The 21,102-nt window shown below is 44.8% G+C and carries 20 protein-coding genes, 2 tRNA genes and 1 riboswitch; of the genes, 5 read left to right on the forward strand and 17 right to left on the reverse strand.

Annotated elements, in window-relative coordinates:
- The first annotated feature begins 341 nt into the window (after positions 1-341).
- Genes KDM92_RS18740 through ccoS form a run of 3 tightly spaced genes read left to right on the forward strand, consistent with a single transcriptional unit; the run spans position 342 to position 3,054 of the window.
- The gene (locus KDM92_RS18740; RefSeq protein WP_268973013.1) at positions 342-590 is read left to right on the forward strand and encodes a heavy metal translocating P-type ATPase metal-binding domain-containing protein; all 249 of its coding nucleotides are present in this window, start codon (positions 342-344) and stop codon (positions 588-590) included.
- Positions 587-2,869, forward strand: a complete 2,283-nt coding sequence (locus KDM92_RS10620; protein WP_212684319.1) for a heavy metal translocating P-type ATPase — start codon at positions 587-589, stop codon at positions 2,867-2,869. The genes KDM92_RS18740 and KDM92_RS10620 overlap by 4 nt, the downstream gene beginning before the upstream one ends.
- Positions 2,870-2,910: 41 nt before the next feature.
- Positions 2,911-3,054 (forward strand): cbb3-type cytochrome oxidase assembly protein CcoS, encoded by a 144-nt coding sequence (gene ccoS / locus KDM92_RS10625; RefSeq protein ID WP_189346591.1) that lies wholly within the window; start codon positions 2,911-2,913, stop codon positions 3,052-3,054.
- 5 nt (positions 3,055-3,059) lie between these two features.
- Here the strand turns inward: ccoS and mnmH are convergent, their stop codons facing one another.
- Together mnmH and KDM92_RS10635 are read right to left on the reverse strand one after the other, a co-directional pair.
- A complete protein-coding gene (mnmH, locus tag KDM92_RS10630; RefSeq protein WP_212684320.1) occupies positions 3,060-4,130 on the reverse strand; it encodes a tRNA 2-selenouridine(34) synthase MnmH in 1,071 nt (356 codons plus the stop codon).
- Between the two features lie 7 nt (positions 4,131-4,137).
- On the reverse strand, positions 4,138-4,782 hold the full coding sequence (locus KDM92_RS10635) for an arylesterase (protein WP_212684321.1): 645 nt from the start codon (positions 4,780-4,782) through the stop codon (positions 4,138-4,140).
- A 9-nt stretch (positions 4,783-4,791) separates the two neighbouring features.
- On the opposite strand from KDM92_RS10635, the gene KDM92_RS10640 reads away from it, so the two are divergent.
- Complete coding sequence (locus KDM92_RS10640) at positions 4,792-5,478, forward strand: ABC transporter ATP-binding protein (protein WP_212684322.1); 687 nt, start codon at positions 4,792-4,794, stop codon at positions 5,476-5,478.
- A gap of 66 nt (positions 5,479-5,544) precedes the next feature.
- Here the strand turns inward: KDM92_RS10640 and KDM92_RS10645 are convergent, their stop codons facing one another.
- From KDM92_RS10645 to KDM92_RS10715, 15 genes are all read right to left on the reverse strand, one after another.
- Complete coding sequence (locus KDM92_RS10645; RefSeq protein WP_212684323.1) at positions 5,545-6,342, reverse strand: hypothetical protein; 798 nt, start codon at positions 6,340-6,342, stop codon at positions 5,545-5,547.
- Between the two features lie 14 nt (positions 6,343-6,356).
- Positions 6,357-6,926, reverse strand: a complete 570-nt coding sequence (locus KDM92_RS10650) for a DUF4337 domain-containing protein (protein WP_212684324.1) — start codon at positions 6,924-6,926, stop codon at positions 6,357-6,359.
- A gap of 8 nt (positions 6,927-6,934) precedes the next feature.
- Positions 6,935-7,417 carry a dihydrofolate reductase gene (locus tag KDM92_RS10655; protein ID WP_212684325.1) on the reverse strand — a complete coding sequence of 161 codons (483 nt, stop codon included), beginning with the start codon at positions 7,415-7,417 and terminating at the stop codon, positions 6,935-6,937.
- A gap of 12 nt (positions 7,418-7,429) precedes the next feature.
- On the reverse strand, positions 7,430-8,224 hold the full coding sequence (locus KDM92_RS10660) for a thymidylate synthase (RefSeq protein ID WP_212684326.1): 795 nt from the start codon (positions 8,222-8,224) through the stop codon (positions 7,430-7,432).
- Between the two features lie 125 nt (positions 8,225-8,349).
- Positions 8,350-9,957, reverse strand: a complete 1,608-nt coding sequence (locus KDM92_RS10665) for a sensor histidine kinase (RefSeq protein ID WP_212684327.1) — start codon at positions 9,955-9,957, stop codon at positions 8,350-8,352.
- Positions 9,958-10,237: 280 nt separating this feature from the next.
- Positions 10,238-10,576, reverse strand: a complete 339-nt coding sequence (fdx, locus tag KDM92_RS10670) for an ISC system 2Fe-2S type ferredoxin (protein ID WP_212674087.1) — start codon at positions 10,574-10,576, stop codon at positions 10,238-10,240.
- Between the two features lie 55 nt (positions 10,577-10,631).
- Positions 10,632-12,497 carry a Fe-S protein assembly chaperone HscA gene (gene hscA / locus KDM92_RS10675; protein WP_212684328.1) on the reverse strand — a complete coding sequence of 622 codons (1,866 nt, stop codon included), beginning with the start codon at positions 12,495-12,497 and terminating at the stop codon, positions 10,632-10,634.
- Between the two features lie 154 nt (positions 12,498-12,651).
- Positions 12,652-13,155, reverse strand: coding sequence for a Fe-S protein assembly co-chaperone HscB (gene hscB / locus KDM92_RS10680; RefSeq protein ID WP_212684356.1), 504 nt, complete (start codon positions 13,153-13,155; stop codon positions 12,652-12,654).
- Positions 13,156-13,178: 23 nt separating this feature from the next.
- Positions 13,179-13,502, reverse strand: a complete 324-nt coding sequence (gene iscA, locus KDM92_RS10685) for an iron-sulfur cluster assembly protein IscA (RefSeq protein WP_189346602.1) — start codon at positions 13,500-13,502, stop codon at positions 13,179-13,181.
- A 49-nt stretch (positions 13,503-13,551) separates the two neighbouring features.
- Complete coding sequence (gene iscU / locus KDM92_RS10690) at positions 13,552-13,938, reverse strand: Fe-S cluster assembly scaffold IscU (RefSeq protein ID WP_189346603.1); 387 nt, start codon at positions 13,936-13,938, stop codon at positions 13,552-13,554.
- 28 nt (positions 13,939-13,966) lie between these two features.
- Complete coding sequence (locus KDM92_RS10695) at positions 13,967-15,241, reverse strand: IscS subfamily cysteine desulfurase (RefSeq protein WP_212684329.1); 1,275 nt, start codon at positions 15,239-15,241, stop codon at positions 13,967-13,969.
- Between the two features lie 15 nt (positions 15,242-15,256).
- A complete protein-coding gene (gene iscR, locus KDM92_RS10700; protein ID WP_212674083.1) occupies positions 15,257-15,739 on the reverse strand; it encodes a Fe-S cluster assembly transcriptional regulator IscR in 483 nt (160 codons plus the stop codon).
- A gap of 187 nt (positions 15,740-15,926) precedes the next feature.
- Positions 15,927-18,041, reverse strand: coding sequence for a TonB-dependent siderophore receptor (locus KDM92_RS10705; RefSeq protein WP_212684330.1), 2,115 nt, complete (start codon positions 18,039-18,041; stop codon positions 15,927-15,929).
- A 57-nt stretch (positions 18,042-18,098) separates the two neighbouring features.
- Positions 18,099-18,196, reverse strand: a riboswitch (TPP riboswitch).
- Between the two features lie 100 nt (positions 18,197-18,296).
- Positions 18,297-18,372: transfer RNA gene (locus KDM92_RS10710), tRNA-Asn, on the reverse strand.
- 56 nt (positions 18,373-18,428) lie between these two features.
- A tRNA-Asn gene (locus KDM92_RS10715) sits at positions 18,429-18,504 on the reverse strand.
- A 335-nt stretch (positions 18,505-18,839) separates the two neighbouring features.
- Between KDM92_RS10715 and uvrB the strand changes: the two genes are divergently transcribed.
- Positions 18,840-20,933 (forward strand): excinuclease ABC subunit UvrB, encoded by a 2,094-nt coding sequence (gene uvrB, locus KDM92_RS10720; protein WP_212684331.1) that lies wholly within the window; start codon positions 18,840-18,842, stop codon positions 20,931-20,933.
- Positions 20,934-21,102: the final 169 nt, after the last annotated feature.

A 21,102-nucleotide genomic window follows, 5' to 3' on the forward strand; every position in this document is an offset into this window, starting at 1 on the left:
CGAGGAGGTCAATATACATAAATATTTTTGTATTTCAGACGAATGGCATTTGAGCTCCGGTGTTGATGTTTTGCCGGTTATGTGTGAAGTAGAAGGTCTAGTTTGTACAATCAGTACTTTCAGTACTATTAATGCGAAGAAATCATCGAGTGAATTTTCCTCGATTTAGAGGCTTCTAATAAGCCTCAATGTGATAAAAACGATGGCTAATGCCATCGTTTTTCATTTCTGAGCAGGTATTTTCAATTGTTGGTTTTATAGAATTTGCTTGCGTCAAATCAAGAAAAAATGCGCATACTCCGTTATCATGCGAGAAATCATATTGAAATTTTTGTTTTCTTATGCAATTAGCCTTGTCGCACATTTATGGCACTTATTTTTCGCGTTTGTTTAAGCGCGAGAAATGCTTGTGCTTTCACTGTGGTGAGAGCATGCGTAAAGATGGAGCATTAATGGTGACATTTCAGCAAACTCAACAACCTGTTTGCTGCCACGGATGTTTGGCTGTGCTCAACACCATACAAAGTAACGGTTTGGTTGAACAATATTTGCAATCCAAACAAATCAATGAAAGTAGTTCGCCCAGATGAGCATCGCGAGTGAGCCCTCAACCACAGGCGAATTGCCAACTTCAGACCAGCAGATACAGACAGAGTTACTCAGCGTAGCAGGTATTCGTTGTGCCGCATGCGTGCAATTGATTGAGTTTCGAGTTTCTCAATTAACTGGAGTTGAATCGTTTCGAATCAATCCTATTTCGCAGAAGGCGCAATTGCGTTGGGATTCAGCTCGTTTGAGTTTAAAGGAAATCATTCAATCGATTGTCGATCTTGGTTACGCTGCTTTTCCTGCGAATCAATCTTTAAGCGAATACCAAGCTAAGGAAAAGAAAATCACCTTGTGGCGTTTGTTTGTCGCTGGATTTGCAATGATGCAGGTGATGATGTATGCGTTTCCTGCGTATCTTGTGCCCGTGCCGGAGATTGATGGTGATCTCACCCCCGATTTGGATCGACTATTAAAAATCGCCAGCTTAGTTATTACAATTCCTGTCATTACTTTTTCTGCAGTACCATTTTTCCGCGGTGCGATACGTGATCTTAGACAGCGCTTTATTGGAATGGATGTGCCAGTTTCTCTCGGCATATTGTTAACTTTTTTCGCTAGTTCTTGGGCGACTTTTTTTTGCGGTGCAGTTTATTTTGACTCTGCCATTATGTTTGTATTCTTGTTGCTGGGCGCGCGTTTTATTGAAGACAATGTGAGACAGAAAACGTCAGCAGCGCTCTCTGTATTGACGCAAATTCATCCTACCATGGCACAAAAGCTGCCAAATTATCCTTCTAGAGATTTGCTGATTTCATGTCGTGCTGATGAAGTTCAGCGAGGTGATTATTTGTTGGTTCCCGCAGGTGAGCAGATTCCTTGCGATGGCGAATTAATCGAAGGCCGCAGTGAGTGCGATGAGGCACTGATGACTGGAGAAGCGCATCCAGTGAGCAAGAAAGCTGGTGATATGCTAATTGCTGGAGCGGTAAATTTGCACAGTCCTTTGGTAATGCGAGCAACACAAGTTGGTAACGATACACAGTTAGCCAATATGATCGCGATGATGGAATCGGCAAGTTTAGAGAAGCCGCGCTTAGTCGCACTTGCAGATAAACATGCAAGTCGATTTTTGTTTGCAATTTTAGTCATCGCTATTTTGTCTGGCATCGTTTGGGCTTGGATTGATCCAGATCGTGCGCTTTGGATCGCGATTAGTGTGATCGTGGTGACTTGTCCATGCGCACTTTCATTGGCGACACCCGGAGTCATGTCCGCAGCGATTGGACAATTAGCGAAGTTTGGCATGCTAATGACGAAAGGTTCTTCGATCGAAAATTTGGCAAATCTGACCCATGTCGTATTTGATAAAACAGGCACGCTAACTTACGGAAAGTTAAAGCTTGTTAATGCTGTTTATTTGAATTCAATCGGCAATCAACAGGGCGATCTAGATCAGCGAAAGAAACTTATTGCGACGATTGCAGGTATGTCCTTGCATCCGGCAGCAAAAGCGATTGCGGATGGTTTGCTTAGTTTGCAGTCGCAATCTCCTGTAGTTAGTGAGCTGGTGATTAAGCATAGCCAGGAGTTGGCCGGTGCTGGAATCGAGGTAAGTATCGGTGAGCAAACCTATCGCCTAGGTCGTCTTGATTATGTGAACGCGTTGAGTCAAAGCGAATGGCAGATACCATCTGAATTTCGCAATAAATCAGTATCTGTTTTCGGTGATCAGGAGCAGGTATTGGCTTTCTTTGTCATGGAAGACGGTTTGCGTGAAGAATCGGCGGCTGCGGTGCGAGAATTACAAGAGCAAGGAAAGGTAGTCGTTCTCTTATCTGGCGATAGACAAGATGTGGTTGCTGAGGTTGCGCAGCAATGTGGCATTGTTGATTTTCAGGCAGATTTAAGTCCTGCGCAAAAGCATGCTTATATTTTGCAATTGCAGCAGCAAGGTGCAATTGTCGCCATGATTGGTGATGGTATGAATGATGGCCCCGCCTTGTCGTTGGCGAATGTTTCTGTCGCAATGGGGCAGGGTGCGCCAATATCGCAGACCCGTAGCGATTGCTTGCTAATGTCAAATCGATTGAGTGATTTTACATTTAGTATGGAATTGGCGAAGAAGGCGTATCGTTTGATACGTCAAAATTTAGCCTGGGCCTTGCTTTATAATGTCATTGCTGTACCTGCTGCAGTGTTAGGTTTCTTGGAACCTTGGCATGCAGCATTAGGTATGTCGCTGAGTTCATTACTTGTTGTCGTGAATGGATTGCGACTATTCAATTTAAAGCCAGCAGATTACGAACTTCCTGTCAGGTGAAAACTGGTTGTTGACTGATCTTAAAGTGCAAAGTTAAACGCATGGATATTTTATATTTGCTAGTTCCGCTCAGCGTGATCTTAGTGTTTGCAATTGGTGTTGTATTTTGGTGGGCATTAAATCATCGCCAATTCGAAGAGCTCGATGAAATCGGGCAGAGTATTATTGATGATAAAGATGCCTAAGCAGTTTATCTTCTATCGTCTTCCGCTAAAATTTGTTGCGCAAGTTGTTGATAAGCGGAATCTGAATTGTCGCTAACTTGGTAGATTTTGGCTTGCTGAATTAAAGCAAAATTGCGTGCGATGGCTTTTTGATAGGCTGGATCATAATGCTTCAGCAGTAGCTGCGCGATCAATTCTTCTGTCTGTTTTTGCTTGGCAAGTTCTGACCAAAGATGAATTTGTTCTTTTCCATGTAGATTGGTCAGGCAAGCAAGTTGTTCACTCAATAGTTGGTTATCTTCGATGAAGTGGCGATAGTCTTCGCTCAGTAGTGCGATACGATTTTCTAACGATAATTGTAATTGTATGCAAGCTGATTGGCGCATATTCTCCATCATTGCATCTGGCACGCGTAAATCGCCAACTTTCTTACTCTCTGCTTCAACATAAATCGGTTTGCTGAAGTCAAACTGTTGCAGCTGTTGCCAAATGGCGGTTTCAAAATACTTTTGTGATGGCTGCTGGTTGTCCGGTAGCTTTCCGAGTACCGAGCCACGATGTTGCGCGAGTTGTTCGAGGTCGATGACTTGTGCGCCCTGTATTCTTAATTGCTGAAGTAGTCGACTCTTGCCGGTGCCTGTTTCGCCACACAAAACGATCCAATTCGCTTGAGCGGCTAATTCTGGCAATTGTTGGTTGACGAAGCGGCGATAGGCTTTGTAGCCGCCATCAAGCTGCATCGCATGCCAACCAATCTTCGCCAAGACATGTGTCATCGAGCCACTACGATTGCCGCCGCGCCAGCAGTAAATCAGTGGCTTCCATTCCTTAGGCTTATCGAGAAAAAGTTGCTCTACATGTTGACCGATGTTTTTCGCGACGAGTGCAGCGCCAATTTTTTTCGCTTCAAATGGACTGACTTGTTTGTATGTGGTGCCTACTTTGATTCGCTCGGCATTGTTTAAAACGGGACAATTGATGGCACCGGGAATGTGATCTTCCGCAAATTCATCTGGGCTGCGGACATCGATAATGCAATCAAAAGTAGATAGTGATGGATAGGCCAGTTCGAAACTGATTAAACGCGAATTACTCAAAATGGACTCATTTCCTCAGTAATTTTTGTAACGGCCCCCACACATTCTCCAGCATGGTGGGATGTGCTTCAGCCGTTAAGTGAATGCGATCTGGTTGAAACATTTCTGGTTTGTCGGCGACTCCTTTCAGAAAGAAAGGAACTAACGCGGATTGTGTTTCTTTGGCTAATTTGGCGTACATAGAGAAGAACTTATCCGTGTAGGCTTTGCCGTAATTTGGTGGAATTTGCATCGCGACTAACAAAGGTTTTGCTTTGCTTGCTTTCGTCATATTCAACATATCTCGGAAATTTTGTTCAGAGACATTGAGGTCTAGACCGCGTAAGGCGTCATTACCACCCAATTCAACAATGACGATGTTCGGTTGATGGATTTTCAATAACGCACCTAAGCGAGTTTTTCCACCGCTACTAGTTTCACCGCTGATGCTGGCATTGATGACGCGTGCATTTATTTTTTTCTCTTGCAGCTTTTTTTCTAGCAAAGCGACCCAACCTGTACCACGTGTCAGCCCGTATTCTGCGGATAAACTATCGCCAAGCACAAGTATAGTTTTTGGTGCAGAATGCGCATGTCCTGTCATGAGTAAACCGAGAACGACAAAAATAACTGCGCTGAAGAAGTTCAGTGTATTCTTAAAATTTAAACGCATAAATCTAACATGAGCCTTTCTAGTCAAAACAGTATTCCAGCTATTAACGTCAAGAATCTGAGCAAGCGCGTGGCTGATGCGACAGGTGAATTGACTATTCTACATAATATCGAGTTTTCTGTTGCAGCGGGTGAGACTGTCGCGATTGTTGGTGCATCAGGTTCTGGAAAGTCGACCTTGCTCGGCATTTTAGCTGGATTAGATACACCAAGTGAGGGCACGGTCGAACTGGGCGGTGTCGATATTTTCGCCCTTGATGAAGACGGTCGAGCACTATTACGTAAAAGTCAGCTTGGTTTTGTGTTTCAGTCGTTTCAACTATTAATGCATTTGAATGCAATCGAAAACGTTATGTTGCCGATGGAATTGCGTGGCGACAAAGATGCGAGGTCAAAAGCAGAACAGATGTTGGCGAAAGTAGGGCTGTCTAGTCGCCTCAAACACTATCCAAAGTATTTGTCTGGTGGAGAGCAGCAGCGTGTTGCCTTGGCGCGTGCTTTTGTGACAGAGCCACCTTTATTATTCGCAGATGAACCGACAGGTAGTTTAGACGCAGCGACGGGGGAAGCGGTGATTAAATTGATGTTTGAACTGAATCGTGAACGTGGTTCAAGTTTGGTGTTGGTGACCCATGACTTATCGATTGCGGCGCGTTGCGGACGCACAATTTCTATCGCAGCAGGACGATTAGCTTAGTATGGTTTTTAACTTTTGATTGGTTTGAAATGAAAAGCTCAAAGCGATTGCCTTGAGCTTTTGTTTTTAGAAGCGATAAGTCGCGACAGAAAATATAGTCACGGGTGTACGTTGTGTGACAAATGGATTTTTGCTCGGTGAGTTGAGGATATGACGAGCACTGATACCTGTCGATAAAGTCCAGTTGGTATCGATATTCCAATTCCAGCTACTGCCAATTCGTAATTCAGGTCGATTAAATTGATTGGAATTTAATGACAAGAAGTTTTGCGATTGACGCCAGTCCTGCATGGCAAGACTATTTTTAGACAAATTCGCAGGGGTATTCCAATTCACACTAAAAACTGCGGTTAGCTCATGTCTTCTATTGAATACACGATTTGCTTTTGCTGCCAAACTCAGACGTGCAACATTTTGTTTACCAATCCCATACGACACCGATGAACCCAACGAGAAATTTGACGTAAGTTTGTAGTCGAGAAAAGCGCTAGTGGAGAAATTTGTTTGGGGTGCCGAGTTACTTGGTTTTTCAAATAGATCATCGAAAGATGAACTAACTTGACGCTCTGTATCAAAGCTGATGCCATAGTCTAACTTACCAGCTTTGGAAAAATGGACTGTGCTCTTATTGGTTTGACTCACAAATAGTCCGGCTTTGCTTTGCTTTACCGGCGTATAACTAGCATCATAAGGCGAGCTCATCGCGATGGTTTGTGTGTAACGTACGCCTGCGAGCGGTACTTGCTGAGATGGATAGACTGCCGCTGCCGTAGAAAACTGCCCAGAGCGGAAATTTTGCGCATGCGCAGCGGAAGATGCGATTCCAAGCATGCCCAAAATTAATAGATAAGCCGTTTTATTCATGATCTAGACTCTCGTTAAATATGCATCCAAGCCAAAGCAGCGATACCTAGTCCAGCTGCTGCAACACTATACGATGTGTATTCTAACCATTTTTTCTTTGTTAAAAGTGCAATTGCTGCTAAAGAAATAGCAATTTGTACTGCTGTCATTGCTTGTGCCCAGCGATGATGCTGATGCAGTGCTTCATCAGAGGCTTTTTCTAATTCTACTACTCGTTGTTCAAAAGCTTCAGCTTCTTTTTTGATTTGATCCTTTTCGGCCTTATATCGTTCAATTTCTGTCTCATATTTTTTCACATCGCTTGCAGGCAAAAGCAGTGCCAATTCTGCCAAGTTTTGCTTACTTGATTTTGCTTGGTAATGACTCCAACGATTTGATGCTTCAGTTTTGTTGATTGCAGCGCTGTTTTTCAGCATGGCTGCCGAATTTTGAGTCGCACCACCTTCATAACCAAGCAAGGCGCCCACTGTTGCCATGATCGCTGTCATAACTGCAATCTTGCTTGAAAATATATCATTGCTATGTGCTGCATGTTCTAATTCATGATCATGTGGACCATGCACATGAAAACCGTGTCCTGCCATTTTGATTCCTATTTTCTTGTATATGAAACAATCGCATAAGCCAAATTAGTGCTTTCTGCGACAAAATCTTTTCGTTGATCTTCTTGCCAGCTGTTGCGATCAATTTCAGGGAAGAAAGCATCACAATCAAATTGTGCTTGAATTTCTGTCACGATGAGTTTTTGTGCTTGCGCTATCGCTTGTTGATAAATCTGTGCACCACCAATCACAAATGCTTCTTCACCTTCACTGTGATCTATGGCTTCTTTGATTGAACCAACACAGGTCACGCCATCATGACGCCAATCTGGGTTGCGGCTCACCACGATGTTTTTTCGATTTGGCAGTGGCCGACCAATTGACTCAAAGGTTTTTCTACCCATGATGATGGTATGACCAGAGGTCGTGCGTTTAAAGTGTGCTAAGTCTTCTGGTAAATGCCAAGGTAGTTGATTATTGATGCCTATTCCATTTTTTTTATCGGTAGCAACGATGAGAGTCAAAGTGGTCATAATTTTGCAAACTTAAACAGCAACTGGTGCTTTGATATGGGGATGGAATTGATAATTCTCAATCTCGAAATCTTCAAATTTATAGTCAAAAATACTTTCTGGCTTACGCAAAATTGTTAATGTTGGTAGGGGATGGGGCGCGCGTGATAATTGTTCTTCGACTTGTTCCATGTGATTGCTGTAAAGATGACAGTCACCGCCAGTCCAAATAAAATCCCCAACTTGCAGATCGGTTTGTTGTGCCACCATATGTGTTAATAAAGCATAGGATGCGATATTGAATGGAACTCCAAGAAAAATATCTGCACTGCGTTGATATAGCTGGCATGACAACTTGCCATCGGCAACATAAAACTGGAAAAAAGCATGGCAGGGTGGGAGTTTCATATTTGGAATTTCTGCCACATTCCAAGCAGACACGATCAGGCGCCTTGAGTCTGGATTCGATTTAATTTGTTCAATCAGTTGCGCAATTTGATCGACATGACCGCCATTGGGTAACGGCCAGCTACGCCATTGAGACCCATAAACTGGACCTAAATCACCATTTTCATCAGCCCAATCATCCCAAATTGATACGCCATTTTCTTTTAAATAAGCAATATTGGTTGATCCAGCTAAAAACCAGATAAGTTCATGAATAATCGAACGTAAATGCAATTTTTTTGTGGTCACCAATGGGAAGCCTTGGCTTAAGTCGAATCGCATTTGGTAACCGAAAACGGAGCGCGTACCAGTGCCAGTTCTATCTGTTTTTATGTGTCCATGCTGTTGCACATGACGCATTAAGTCGAGGTATTGTTGCATTCTATTTGGCTCTTCAAGTCATTAAAATTTGAGAGAATATGGAGTTCAGAACAACAATGCCTTGTGGTTGAAACCGACAAGGCATTGTTGTGTTGATTTGCGTTAGTATAACAGTCACGCTTAAATTAAGTGTCAATAATCTGTCCTACGTGCTCGGTGCTGCCTGGCGCCACCAATGGAATTGACATTTCGAAGCGGGCGCCGTGATTTGGCTCGCTGGTGACTTTAATTTCTCCACCAAGCACATTGGTAATGATATTAAACGTAATACTTAATCCTAAGCCGCTTCCGCCTTTGCCAAACTTCGTCGTGAAGAAAGGTTCGAAAATACGTTTAATAATGTTCGGTGGTATACCTTTGCCTGAATCTTCAAAAACAATCAGGACGTGGTCCCCCTGACGTCTTGCCATGCAACGCATATAGCCTTGGCTCATTCCATCAAGTCCATGCACCACCGCGTTATTGACTAGATTACTAAACACCTGACCCAAGGGGCCGGGATAGCTATCGAGTTCAATATCATCCGGAATGTCCAATTCCAAAGTGTAGGGCGTTTTACGCAAACTTGAATGCAATAATGCAGCCAATTCTTGGAACACAATAACTAAGGTGAATTTTCGTCGCTGCGCGCTAGATTGATCGACTGCAACCTGTTTGAAATCACCAACCAATTGTGCGGCTTGTTGTAAGCCTCGCATTAATAACTTACTTGATTCTGTCGCTGCTTCAACATAGTGACTTAAATCAGATCGCCGCATGGTGCCATCCGTCATTGCTTTGCCAATTTGTCGGGTTTCATCACTTAAGGTGCTTGCCACTAATAGGCAGTTACCTAAAGGTGTATTCAATTCATGGGCAACACCAGCAACCATGGAACCGAGTGCTGCCATGCGTTCAATTCTTGCTAATTCATTCTGCGCGCTATTAACACTTGCTAATGCGGCCTCTAAATGATGATTGGCGTTTTCCAGTTCTTGTGTGCGTTGGCGAACTTTCGATTCGAGTGTGCCGGAATACTCGAGCAATTGTTGATTCTTGATTTCCAACTCATTGAATGATCTCTGCAACGCCTGTCGGGTTGCTTCAAGACTGACCGCTAAATGTCCAATTTCATCTTTGCGATCAAACGAGATAACTTCGTTTAATTCACCGTTCGCTAACAAATCGGATTTTTCGATCAAATCTTTGATCGGTCTAACCAAGCGCCATTGCAATACGATGTAAATACAAATGACGGACAATAAAAAGGACGTTGCGGTAACGAAAATGGCGCGATAAAAGTTATCGCGAATTTCAGTTCGCATGTTTTCTTCGGTAAACGTGAGTTGCACTTCACCGATTACTTGTTCGCCGTGCGAGATCGTGCGTGATTTGGTTCTATATGGGCCTTGTTGTGTATCTTTTCGTGAATTGGTAATGAAGGTTTTTTTATCGGGTAAGGTAATGACATGGATTTCCGAAACATTCGGATTCGAAAACACCACATCGCTGGATTGTTTTGCGATCTCGGGCGTGATTTGCCACACCGGCTCGCTCAGGATGACTGCGAGAATTGCTGCTGAACGTTGATGATCGTCCTCAAGTTTTTTGAGACTGTCTGCTTCAATCGTATTTAACTGAATGGGAATTAAAATCGAGGACGTAACTAAAAGACCGAAGAAGACTGCAAGAACAACCGCAAGCCGTAAAGTAATACGACTAAATATTGAGGAAATGAAAGACGGGGGATTCATTACTTACGCTCCTTCTTTCAATTGGCATTGGCTTAGCAGCATATGTCGTCTCTCGTGACACAGAATTCTTGGCCATGGCAGCTTATGAATCGTGCGTGGTTTACAGGAAAGAGGTTTTATTCGTGGTTTTTTATAAGAAACTATTTCTGATGGTAAAAGGTTTTAGTCATTTGCACAAGTGAGAGAAGCTCACTTGTGCAGATTCATTTCTTGCATGATGCAAAAACAGACAGATTCGCTTGCCAGAGCTTAATTAAATAAAAAAATGATATAACTAGATTTAATGATTTTCACGTGCGTGATTGATCGTATATTTCGGAATTTCTATCGTGATGTCTTCGCTACCAAGCTTGACCTGGCAAGATAGGCGTGAGGTGGCCTCTAAGCCCCAAGCAGCATCTAACAAATCTTCTTCGTCATCGGACGACTCATTCAGCGTGTTAAAACCTTGGCGAACTACCACGTGGCAGGTAGTGCAGGCACAAGACATTTCACATGCATGTTCAATTTCAACTGCGTTCTCTACCATTGCTTCACACAGAGACTTGCCTTCTTCAACCTCAATGGTTTTGCCTGAGGGGCATAGCTGGGCGTGCGGTAATATCGTGATTTTTGGCATGATGGATTTTTCTATCGATTCTTCAATTGTCAATGTTGTCTTGTTCAAGCGCAGTTTATTCAAACTCTGTCAGATTTTTTCCTGCCAGAGCACTGCGTACACTTTGATCCATACGACGTGCGGCGAACTCTTCGGTACCGTCTGCTAATGCAGTGATACTTGCTTTAATCGTGTCGTGATCGTTACCCGATTTTGTTTCGCGCAAATTTTGGATAAGGGCTTCAATCTGTTGTAACTCTGTAGCGTTTAATAATTGCTTGTCGCTGGCTAATGCTGATTCAATTGCCAACAATAAGCGATCGGCCTCAACTTGTTCTTCGCGCAAAGCACGTGCTTGCATGTCTGTCTCGGAAGAACTGAATGAATCTTGCAGCATGCGTGCAATATCATCGTCTGCTAAACCATATGATGGTTTGACGACGATAGATGCTTCGACACCCGAGCGCATTTCGCGTGCGGAGACAGACAGCAAACCGTCGGCATCCACTTGGTAAGTAATGCGTATGCGCGCGGCACCGGCCGCCATTGGTGGAATGCCACGTAATTCAAATTTGGCGAGAGAGCGACAATCGCTAACTAACTCACGTTCACCTTGGACGACGTGAATTGCAAGCGCGGTTTGCCCATCTTTGAAGGTGGTGAATTCTTGCGCGCGTGCACAGGGAATCGTGGAATTTCTAGGGATAACTTTTTCGGATAAGCCACCCATGGTTTCGATCCCAAGCGACAAAGGAATCACATCCAGCAATAACCAGTCGTCACCAGCAGCACGATTGCCTGCCAATAAGTTAGCTTGAACCGCAGCGCCAAGTGCGACCACTTTATCTGGATCGATATTAGCCAGTGGTGTCGTTTGGAAAAATTCACCGACCGCTTTGCGCACATGTGGCATACGAGTCGCGCCACCAACTAACACCACACCATCGATATCATCAACTGTCAGCTTTGCATCGCGTAATACTTTGCGGCATGGTGTAATCGTCTTGATGACGAGATTTTCGGTAATCTCGGCAAAGATATTTTTCGTGATTTGCAGATGAACTACATCGCCGGTCGATAATTTTGCGTCGATGTAAGTAGATGTCTGCGTTGATAAAATTTCTTTGGCTTCGCGTGCTTTGACCATCAATACGCGGGTGTCTGCGTCATTTAATAATGATAGGCCCGCTTCCTGCAAAATCCAGCAAAATAAACGATGATCAAAATCGTCACCACCCAAGGCGGAATCGCCACCCGTGGATAAGACTTCGAACACGCCTTTACTCATGCGCAAAATCGAAATATCGAAAGTGCCACCACCCAAATCATAAACTGCGTAGATGCCTTCTGAACCATTGTCGAGGCCATAGGCAATTGCTGCAGCGGTCGGTTCGTTAAGCAATCGTAATACATTCAAGCCAGCTAGCTTGGCAGCATCTTTAGTCGCTTGGCGCTGTGCATCATCGAAGTAAGCCGGAACGGTAATTACAGCACCAACCAAATCGTCACCTAGGGCATCTTCCGCTTGCTGACGTAAGGTGGCGAGAATTTGCGCAGAAACTTCTACCGGACTTTTAATGCCAGCAACCGTTTTCAATTGCACCATACCAGGTTCATCATGAAAATCGTAAGGCAAATTTTCGGCGTGCGCGATATCTTTTAAGCCGCGCCCCATAAATCGTTTGACAGAGACGATGGTATTTTTAGGATCAGTCGTTTGTTCTACCTGCGCCTTGTATCCGATGTGCGCATGACCATTTGGTAAATAGCGAACCACCGAAGGAAGCAAGGAACGTCCTTCTTCGTCGTTGAGAATCTCTGGGATACTATTGCGCACCGTGGCAACTAAGGAGTTGGTGGTTCCTAGATCGATACCCACTGCCAAGCGATGTTGGTGTGGTGCGGTCGACATGCCGGGTTCTGAAATTTGCAGTAATGCCATAATCTTGTCGTGAAGAAGGCGCAAGACGCCATCGGTTTGGGTTAATCTGAATACGGTGCTTGAATCTCTAAGTTGATCCAACGTCTATCTAGCTGGTTATCAATTAAGCATTCTGCGCAATATTGAATAAAGTATTTTGAGACTTATTTGAAGCTCATTCGTCAAAAGCGGCGATATCGATCAAAAATTTTTCTAAGAACAAACAAGCACGAATCTCTTGGGCCGCGGTTTGAAAATCACCTTGTGTAATCGCTTTTCCTGCATTTGCGGTTTGCGCTTTTAAACCTGCTTGCACTTCTTTTTCTAGCCGCATCATTGCTGCCGTATCGTGACCGTGACGCGCATCGTCAAAAGCTTCACGCCATTCCATTTGCTGCATCAAAAAACTGGCAGGCATACTGGTGTTCGATTCAGTTTGCAAATCCACGCCGTTCAAATTGCACAAGTAGGACGCACGTTTCAACGGGTCTTTTAAAGTTTGATACGCTTCATTCGCTTGCGTTGCCCACTGCATCGCGACACGCTTTTCCGCGTCACCCGCTTGTACAAATTTATCTGGATGAACACGTGATTGTACTTCGCGATAAGCCTTGTCGAGTTGCGCTCGATCCAATTCAAATTGCATAGGCAAATTAAACAGCGCGAAGTGATTTTGCATGGTCATCGTTGGCTTGCCTTGGCTTAAATGCGGAAACTCTCACCGCAACCACACTCGTCTTTGACGTTGGGGTTGTAGAATTTAAAACCTTCGTTTAAGCCTTCGCGCGCGAAGTCTAATTCAGTACCATCGATGTAAGGCAAACTTTTTGGATCGACAAACACTTTCACACCGTGCGACTCGAAGATTTGATCTTCGTTGCCCATCTCGTCGACGTATTCTAATTTATACGCCATGCCAGAACATCCGGTGGTGCGAACGCCGAAGCGTAAGCCTATGCCTTTGCCGCGACGCTCCATATAACGGATGACGTGTTTTGCTGCTTTTTCTGTCAGAGTAATCGCCATGATCTATCCACATTGCGCTAAAGCTGCGCGAAAAATAAGTTGAATAAAATTATTCAGCGCTGTGCTTGTTTTTGTAATCGAGTACGGCTGCCTTGATCGCATCTTCTGCCAAAATAGAGCAGTGAATTTTGACCGGCGGCAAGGCTAATTCTTCCGCGATTTCGGTGTTCTTAATGCTCAAAGCTTGGTCTAAAGTTTTGCCTTTGACCCATTCAGTCACCAAGGACGAGGACGCAATCGCAGAACCACAGCCATAAGTTTTGAACTTGGCGTCTTGAATCACGCCATCTGCACCAACTTTAATCTGTAATTTCATCACGTCGCCGCAAGCTGGTGCACCAACCATGCCCGTACCAACAGAGTCATCACCTTTTTCAAATGCGCCAACATTGCGTGGATTCTCGTAGTGATCCAATACTTTTTCTGAATATGCCATGATAAAAATTCCTTTTTAAATTATTCGATTAGTGGGCGGCCCATTGAATTGTCGAAATGTCGATACCGTCTTTGTACATATCCCAAAGCGGAGACAATTCACGCAATTTGCCGACTTTGGATTTCAAGAGTTCTATCGTGAAATCGATGTCTTCTTCGGTGGTAAAGCGACCAATAGTGAAACGAATTGAGCTGTGCGCTAATTCATCGCTGCGACCTAAGGCACGCAAAACATAGGATGGTTCCAAGCTTGCAGAAGTACATGCAGAACCAGAAGAGACCGCAATGTCTTTAATCGCCATGATCAAGGATTCACCTTCGACATAATTGAAACTCACGTTCAAGTTATGCGGAACGCGATGATCCATGTCACCGTTAATGTAAGTTTCTTCGATTTCGCCCAAGCCCTTGGCTAAGCGATCGCGCATGGCACGAATGTGCGCCAATTCGCTCGCCATTTCTTCTTTTGCGATACGGAACGCTTCGCCCATACCAGCGATCTGGTGCGTTGCTAATGTGCCAGAACGCAAGCCGCGTTCGTGGCCACCACCGTGCATTTGCGCTTCCAAACGGACGCGTGGCTTGCGGCGTACATACAATGCACCAACGCCTTTTGGCCCATACGATTTATGAGCAGAGAAGGACACTAAATCGACTTTGACTTTTTCCAAATCGATCTCGACTTTGCCGGTTGCTTGTGCTGCGTCGGAATGAAAGATAATGCCTTTTTCGCGGCACAATTCGCCGATTTCGGCGATAGGTTGAATCACGCCGATTTCATTGTTAACCCACATGACTGAGACCAAAATCGTATCTGGGCGAATCGCTTCTTTGAGCTGTTCGATAGTGATTAAGCCATTGTCCTGTGGTTGCAAATAAGTCGCTTCGAAACCCTGACGTTCAAGTTCACGTACCGTATCTAACACCGCTTTGTGTTCAGTCTTAACGGTAATGATGTGCTTGCCTTTACCTTTGTAAAACTGTGCCGCACCTTTCAACGCCAAGTTATTACTTTCAGTAGCGCCCGAGGTCCAAATAATTTCACGTGGATCAGCATTGACTAAAGCCGCTACATGGTTACGCGCTGTTTCTACCGCAGCTTCAGCATCCCAGCCATAAGCGTGGCTACGAGATGCAGGATTGCCAAATTGCGCACGCAAATAAGGAATCATGACTTCCGCGACGCGTGGATCGACTGGCGTCGTCGCCGAGTAATCCATGTAGATAGGAAAGTGCGGTGCTTTGAGCGTATCGATCAAAGATTTCGTTAGCTGTACAGATGCTTGTGTGTTTGCAGCAGTCATTCAAAACTCCAAATTTTAGGAAATAGTGCGTTCGGCGTGGCCGTGGCGAACGATAACAACAGGTTTGTCTTGGGCTTTTTGCTTTTGTTGATTGACCAAGTCTTGTAAGGAGACAGAGTCGAGATAATCGACCATTTTGGCATTCAGGTTTGCCCACAAATCATGCGTCATGCAGTGAATGCCGTTGTCATGATCGCTACCGTGGCAATTGCCTTTGCTGCCGCATTGCGTCGCATCAAGCGGTTCGTCGACGGCGATAATGATGTCTGCAACGGTAACGTTCTGCGCTTTGCGTGCCAAATGATAGCCGCCACCAGGCCCACGTACCGATTCAACGATTTCATGGCGACGTAGCTTGCCGAACAATTGTTCAAGATAGGATAAGGAAATATCTTGGCGCTGGCTGATGCCTGCCAATGTGACTGGTCCGTTGTCTTGACGTAAGGCAAGATCGATCATGGCTGTTACAGCAAATCGGCCTTTAGTAGTGAGACGCATGAGTCAATACTCCAAACTTGTTGAAATTTGTCGGAATTGCGCTTTGAATAAACTTTAATCCCGAGCATTTGACTCAAGTATAGCAAACTTGAGTAATATTGTCTGGTACTGCCTATTATTGCTGGATTGGCGCATGGCCTCGTGAAGAGAGGGCGAATTGATCAATTCGCCCTGTGTCGAGATAGCTTTAGAAGTCAAACTGTCCCGAGATTTTATAAGTACGCGGTGCGCCTGGGAATAAATAGCCGCCCAAACTTTGCGTTACATCACGCCAATAGAATTTATTAAAAGCATTATTAATATCGAAACGGAAGGTGCTGACTACGCCTTGAATTTGGGTGGTGTAGCGCGCTCCGAGATTGACGACATTAAATGCTGGCACGCTGACTTTATTGTCAGGGCTAAAAGCTTTACTGCCAGAGTATTGCCAAGATGCGGTTAAGTGCGTACCAGACCAAGCAGCAGGAGCGTAATCGGTGTAAATCGTCGATTTGAAATTGGGTACATTGGTCACGCGTTTGCCTTCTATGTTGGCGTCTCCCGTATTGTTTTGACGTGCATTCAAGGCGGTGGCACTTAATCCTAATATCCAATTGGTTGCCAGATTGCCTTGCGCGGCGATTTCAAGGCCACGATGTTCTGCTTCTCCTGTACTCACATACATGTTTGCTGCGTTCGTGTATTCGAGTGGTTTCGTGATGCGGAAAATGGCTGCGGAAACATTCAAATCGCGAGCTATCGCTGATTTGACGCCGAATTCGATTTGCTTGGATTTGCCTGCGTCGAGCATTTTATTCTCGTTGCTGGTGCCGATCGGTGCAACACCGCCGTGTTCCAATCCTTCACTCAGACTGAGGTAGGTGTTGGTTGTTGGTGTCGCTTTATAGACCAGTGCTACATTGGGTAAATTGTATGACTGGCTAAAGTTTGGGCTGCCCAATTGTGTTCTATCGACATCGAGGTGGCGCAGGCCAAAGTGTAAATCAAATTCTTGATTTAGTTTGACAATATCTTGAATGAATGCGGACAACTCTTTGTCGGTGCGGCGCAATAAGACTGGACCGGGTTTGCCGCTTGATGGTGGGACTGCCATAGGACGGAAAAGATTGCTGCTGCCTGCGTAGTCATATACGTAGTTGCCGTAATAATCGCGACGTTGCGAATGATTCACGCCAAAAGCGATTCGGTGTTGGAGTTCGCCAGTGGCGAAATTGCCGCTGACAATGGCTTGAATGCCGCGCAGTTTTTTTGATTCGCCGGGACTTTGGTAATCGTAAACATCATAGTCGCCGTTCGCGCAATAGCCGGGAAACAGTTCTTGCGCTCTACATCCATAGGGGAATGCCGTGAAGTCATCGCGTTTGAATTCATGTGCATTAGCTGCGATTTCCGTGGTCCAATTTTGATTGATTTGATATTCAAATCGTAGGCCTAGATTGCTGTTTTTTGTGTCGACAGGCTTAACCCATTTTTGGTTGTTTAGCATCATGTCGGCTTTGATGCCGCGTGGTAGATCTTTGCCATCAAATAATTGAAAGCCAGGAACCGAAATTTGCGACTTGTGTTGATAGTCAGCATCGATTTGAAAAAGTGCTTGTGGGTTAATTTGCCAATTAAATGCGAATCCAGCAAATTGGCGTTCGCCATCAGCACCTTTGACGTATGAGCGTAACTTTTCAATCGCAGCATTGATGCGATAGCCAAATTGTTTATTATCCGTTTTGCCGCCTAGATCAACAGTGCCATACAAGGTGCCACGTTCGCTAGCTTCCAGCGTAGTTGAGCGCACCAATGAATTGGTGGGGCGTTTTGTGACGTAATTAATGATGCCGCCGGGTGTGGTGAAGCCAGACTGCAAACCACTGATGCCTTTGAGAATTTCGAGTCGCTCTTTATTTTCTAATGGGATTGAGGCGTCACCAAGAATCGCGAATCCATCTTTGCGATAGCTAGACGAATTGTCTAGCGTAAAGCCACGAATTGAAAATTGTTCTGCATAGCCAACTGCATTGTAGGCATCGCTGACGCTGGCATCGAATTTCATCGCGTCACTGGTTTGGCGTACGCGCAAATCTTGTAATTGGCTGGCGGAAAAAACATTCAGTGTTGCCGGAGTGTCTTGTAGCGTATTCGCAATAAATCCATTCGCTTTGCTGGTGTCAACTTTGTTGCTACGACTGGCGCTGACGACAACTTCTTGTAAGGTTTGTTCTTGGCTTTGTGCGGACGCGCTACTAGCAACAGCAAGCAATTGTGTAATGGCGATGGTGATGAGACTAAAACGGAAACGTGGATTTGACATGATCTGCTCTTCTACTTGGTTGTGTCTGGACGAGCCAAGCAAAAGAGGGCGGATGAGTGGAGTCATCTTGCGCTTCCCTTCGCTGGCATTATCCAGATCAGGTTCAAGGGACTATCTCACCCGTACACCGTCGTACAGGACCCCTAGCGAAGGCGAGACTTTAACATAAAACCGCTTTGAGGGTTTTGTGGCAGAGTAGTTGTTGTGCTTGAGTGAAAATGAAAAAAGCCTTGTATTTCTACAAGGCCTTTTATTTGGCTCCCCGACCTGGACTCGAACCAGGGACCTGCGGATTAACAGTCCGTCGCTCTACCGACTGAGCTATCAGGGAATAGAAGAATAAACTTCTAAAACTTTACTGCAGCAACGATTAAGTTGCGAATTCTGTGGCTCCCCGACCTGGACTCGAACCAGGGACCTGCGGATTAACAGTCCGTCGCTCTACCGACTGAGCTATCAGGGAACAGAGACAAACATTATAGGGAGCTTTCTAATTCTTGTCAAAAGATTTTAGGCCAAGAGTCCAATTTTGTACGTGTTGAAAGTTTTGTTTCATCTCGATAGTTATTCTGAGATTTTATGTTTCGATTTAATAGTCGCTCTCCAATAAAGAATAAGCTGATGGGTAGAATTTATGTCGATTAACCTCTTTTGTAAGAATACTGATAATATATACAGCCTACAGTCGCTTGTGTGATTTGTCGTATTTTTTTTCTGCTACAGAACTGGATTTGTTTAAATATCCGACATTCAAATCGTCAACCGACTCATACAGATTTTTCAAAGATTGGTTTAATCATGAGCGAATTGCAGTCAGTTCCTTCCAATGATGATGAAGCGAAATTTGTGACATTTCCAGATTCGCCATATCAGCTATGTCAAATATTCCCCCCAGCAGGCGATCAACCGACGGCAATTGCGCAGTTGGTAGAAGGGATACAAGATGGCTTGTTTTTTCAGACTTTACTCGGGGTGACAGGCTCGGGTAAGACATACACGATGGCGAATGTGATTGCGCGTACCGGACGCCCAGCCATTATTTTTGCACCAAACAAGACTTTAGCCGCCCAGCTCTACAGCGAGTTCAAAGAATTTTTTCCGCGCAATGCTGTCGAGTATTTTGTCAGCTATTACGATTACTACCAGCCGGAAGCTTACGTGCCGCAGCGTGATTTGTTTATCGAGAAGGATTCCGCGATTAATGAGCATATTGAGCAAATGCGCTTATCTTGCACCAAATCATTGATGGAGCGACGCGATGTCATTATTGTGGCGACCGTCTCTGCGATTTACGGTATTGGTAATCCCAATGAATATCACAAAATGATTTTGACCCTGCGTGCCAAGGATAAATTAAGTCAGCGTGATGTCATTGCGCGTTTGATTCAGATGCAATACACGCGAAATGAAGTGGATTTTGGTCGCGGTACCTTTCGCGTGCGTGGCGATACCATCGATATTTTTCCAGCAGAGCATGCTGAACTCGCAGTGCGTCTAGAAATGTTTGACGATGAAGTAGAGAGTATCGCGTTGTTTGATCCACTGACCGGGCGCGTCAAGCAAAAAATTCCGCGCTTTACTGTGTATCCCGGTTCGCATTACGTAACACCGCGCGAAACGGTGTTGCGGGCGATAGAAACCATTAAAGAGGAGTTGCGTGAACGTTTGGATTTCTATCGTCGTGAAAATAAGTTGATTGAAGAGCAGCGCATAGAGCAGCGTACACGTTTTGACTTAGAGATGATGGCGGAAATCGGATTTACTAAAGGCATCGAAAATTATTCACGTCATTTGAGCGGTGCGAAGCCAGGTGAGCCGCCGCCGACCTTGGTTGATTATTTGCCTGCCGATGCACTGATGTTTCTTGATGAATCACATGTACTCACAGGTCAATTAAGTGCGATGTATAACGGCGATCGTTCACGTAAAACCAACTTGGTTGATTATGGATTTCGACTTCCATCAGCATTAGATAATCGCCCTCTCAAGTTCGAAGAATTTGAAAGTAAGATGCGGCAAACGGTGTTTGTGTCAGCGACGCCAGCAGAATACGAAAAGCAACATTCAGATCAAGTGGTGGAGCAAGTGGTGCGCCCAACAGGCTTGGTCGACCCTCGTATTGAAGTTCGTCCTGCATTGACGCAGGTAGATGACTTAATGAATGAAATCACAGAACGTGTGAAGCAAAATGAGCGGGTGTTAGTGACGACATTGACGAAGCGAATGTCAGAACAGTTAACCGAATTTTTGGGGGATAACGGTGTCAAAGTGCGTTATCTGCACAGTGATATCGATACGGTGGAGCGCGTCGAAATTTTACGTGATCTCCGGCTCGGAGCTTTCGATGTGCTGGTCGGGATCAACTTATTGCGAGAAGGATTGGATTTGCCTGAGGTGTCGTTAGTGGCGATTTTAGATGCAGATAAAGAAGGCTTCCTACGTTCAGAGCGTAGCTTGATTCAAACGATAGGTCGTGCCGCGCGAAATTTGAACGGTACAGCGATTCTGTATGCGGATCGCGTCACTGATTCTATGCGTCGAGCAATCGATGAAACTGAGCGTCGCCGCGCTAAACAGATCGCATTTAATGTCGCGAACAATATTACGCCGGCGAGCATCAATAAGAAAATTAAAGATATTATTGATGGGGTATATAACCCGCAAGAAGCGCGTGATGATTTGATGGTCGCGCAAGAACAAGCGAAGTACGAGGCGATGAGCGAGAAGCAAATTAGCAAAGAGATTAAGCGTCTTGAAAAACTGATGTTGGATCATGCGAAGAATCTCGAGTTTGAGCAAGCGGCTAAAGTACGAGACCAATTGGCGATCCTGAAAGAGCAATTGTTCGGTGCTGGTGGGCATGATAATGTGAGCTCAATTTTGGGGCGTTAATCAGCCAACATTTTCACTCAATTGCGAATAAAAAAGCCGGATAAGTAAACTGAACCCCAAAAGTTGGACACCAACTTTTGGGGTTTTTTAATGGCTAAACATACAGAAGAGTTTAAATACCGTGTAGTGCAAGAGTATTTAAGTGGCGCACTGGGGTATCTTGCATTAA

The sequence above is a fragment of the Affinundibacterium baiyunense genome (genome assembly GCF_018139645.1).
GTDB lineage: Bacteria > Pseudomonadota > Gammaproteobacteria > Burkholderiales > Burkholderiaceae_D > Undibacterium > Undibacterium baiyunense.

Bases quoted from the DNA above. Each gene is read 5' to 3' on its own strand.
- KDM92_RS18740 (WP_268973013.1), top strand. From the start codon at position 342: ATGCAATTAGCCTTGTCGCACATTTATGGCACTTATTTTTCGCGTTTG.
- KDM92_RS10620 (WP_212684319.1), top strand. From the start codon at position 587: ATGAGCATCGCGAGTGAGCCCTCAACCACAGGCGAATTGCCAACTTCA.
- ccoS (WP_189346591.1), top strand. From the start codon at position 2,911: ATGGATATTTTATATTTGCTAGTTCCGCTCAGCGTGATCTTAGTGTTT.
- KDM92_RS10635 (WP_212684321.1), bottom strand. From the start codon at position 4,782: ATGCGTTTAAATTTTAAGAATACACTGAACTTCTTCAGCGCAGTTATT.
- KDM92_RS10640 (WP_212684322.1), top strand. From the start codon at position 4,792: ATGAGCCTTTCTAGTCAAAACAGTATTCCAGCTATTAACGTCAAGAAT.
- KDM92_RS10645 (WP_212684323.1), bottom strand. From the start codon at position 6,342: ATGAATAAAACGGCTTATCTATTAATTTTGGGCATGCTTGGAATCGCA.
- KDM92_RS10650 (WP_212684324.1), bottom strand. From the start codon at position 6,926: ATGGCAGGACACGGTTTTCATGTGCATGGTCCACATGATCATGAATTA.
- KDM92_RS10655 (WP_212684325.1), bottom strand. From the start codon at position 7,417: ATGACCACTTTGACTCTCATCGTTGCTACCGATAAAAAAAATGGAATA.
- KDM92_RS10660 (WP_212684326.1), bottom strand. From the start codon at position 8,224: ATGCAACAATACCTCGACTTAATGCGTCATGTGCAACAGCATGGACAC.
- KDM92_RS10665 (WP_212684327.1), bottom strand. From the start codon at position 9,957: ATGAATCCCCCGTCTTTCATTTCCTCAATATTTAGTCGTATTACTTTA.
- fdx (WP_212674087.1), bottom strand. From the start codon at position 10,576: ATGCCAAAAATCACGATATTACCGCACGCCCAGCTATGCCCCTCAGGC.
- hscA (WP_212684328.1), bottom strand. From the start codon at position 12,497: ATGGCATTACTGCAAATTTCAGAACCCGGCATGTCGACCGCACCACAC.
- hscB (WP_212684356.1), bottom strand. From the start codon at position 13,155: ATGCAAAATCACTTCGCGCTGTTTAATTTGCCTATGCAATTTGAATTG.
- iscA (WP_189346602.1), bottom strand. From the start codon at position 13,502: ATGGCGATTACTCTGACAGAAAAAGCAGCAAAACACGTCATCCGTTAT.
- iscU (WP_189346603.1), bottom strand. From the start codon at position 13,938: ATGGCATATTCAGAAAAAGTATTGGATCACTACGAGAATCCACGCAAT.
- KDM92_RS10695 (WP_212684329.1), bottom strand. From the start codon at position 15,241: ATGACTGCTGCAAACACACAAGCATCTGTACAGCTAACGAAATCTTTG.
- iscR (WP_212674083.1), bottom strand. From the start codon at position 15,739: ATGCGTCTCACTACTAAAGGCCGATTTGCTGTAACAGCCATGATCGAT.
- KDM92_RS10705 (WP_212684330.1), bottom strand. From the start codon at position 18,041: ATGTCAAATCCACGTTTCCGTTTTAGTCTCATCACCATCGCCATTACA.
- uvrB (WP_212684331.1), top strand. From the start codon at position 18,840: ATGAGCGAATTGCAGTCAGTTCCTTCCAATGATGATGAAGCGAAATTT.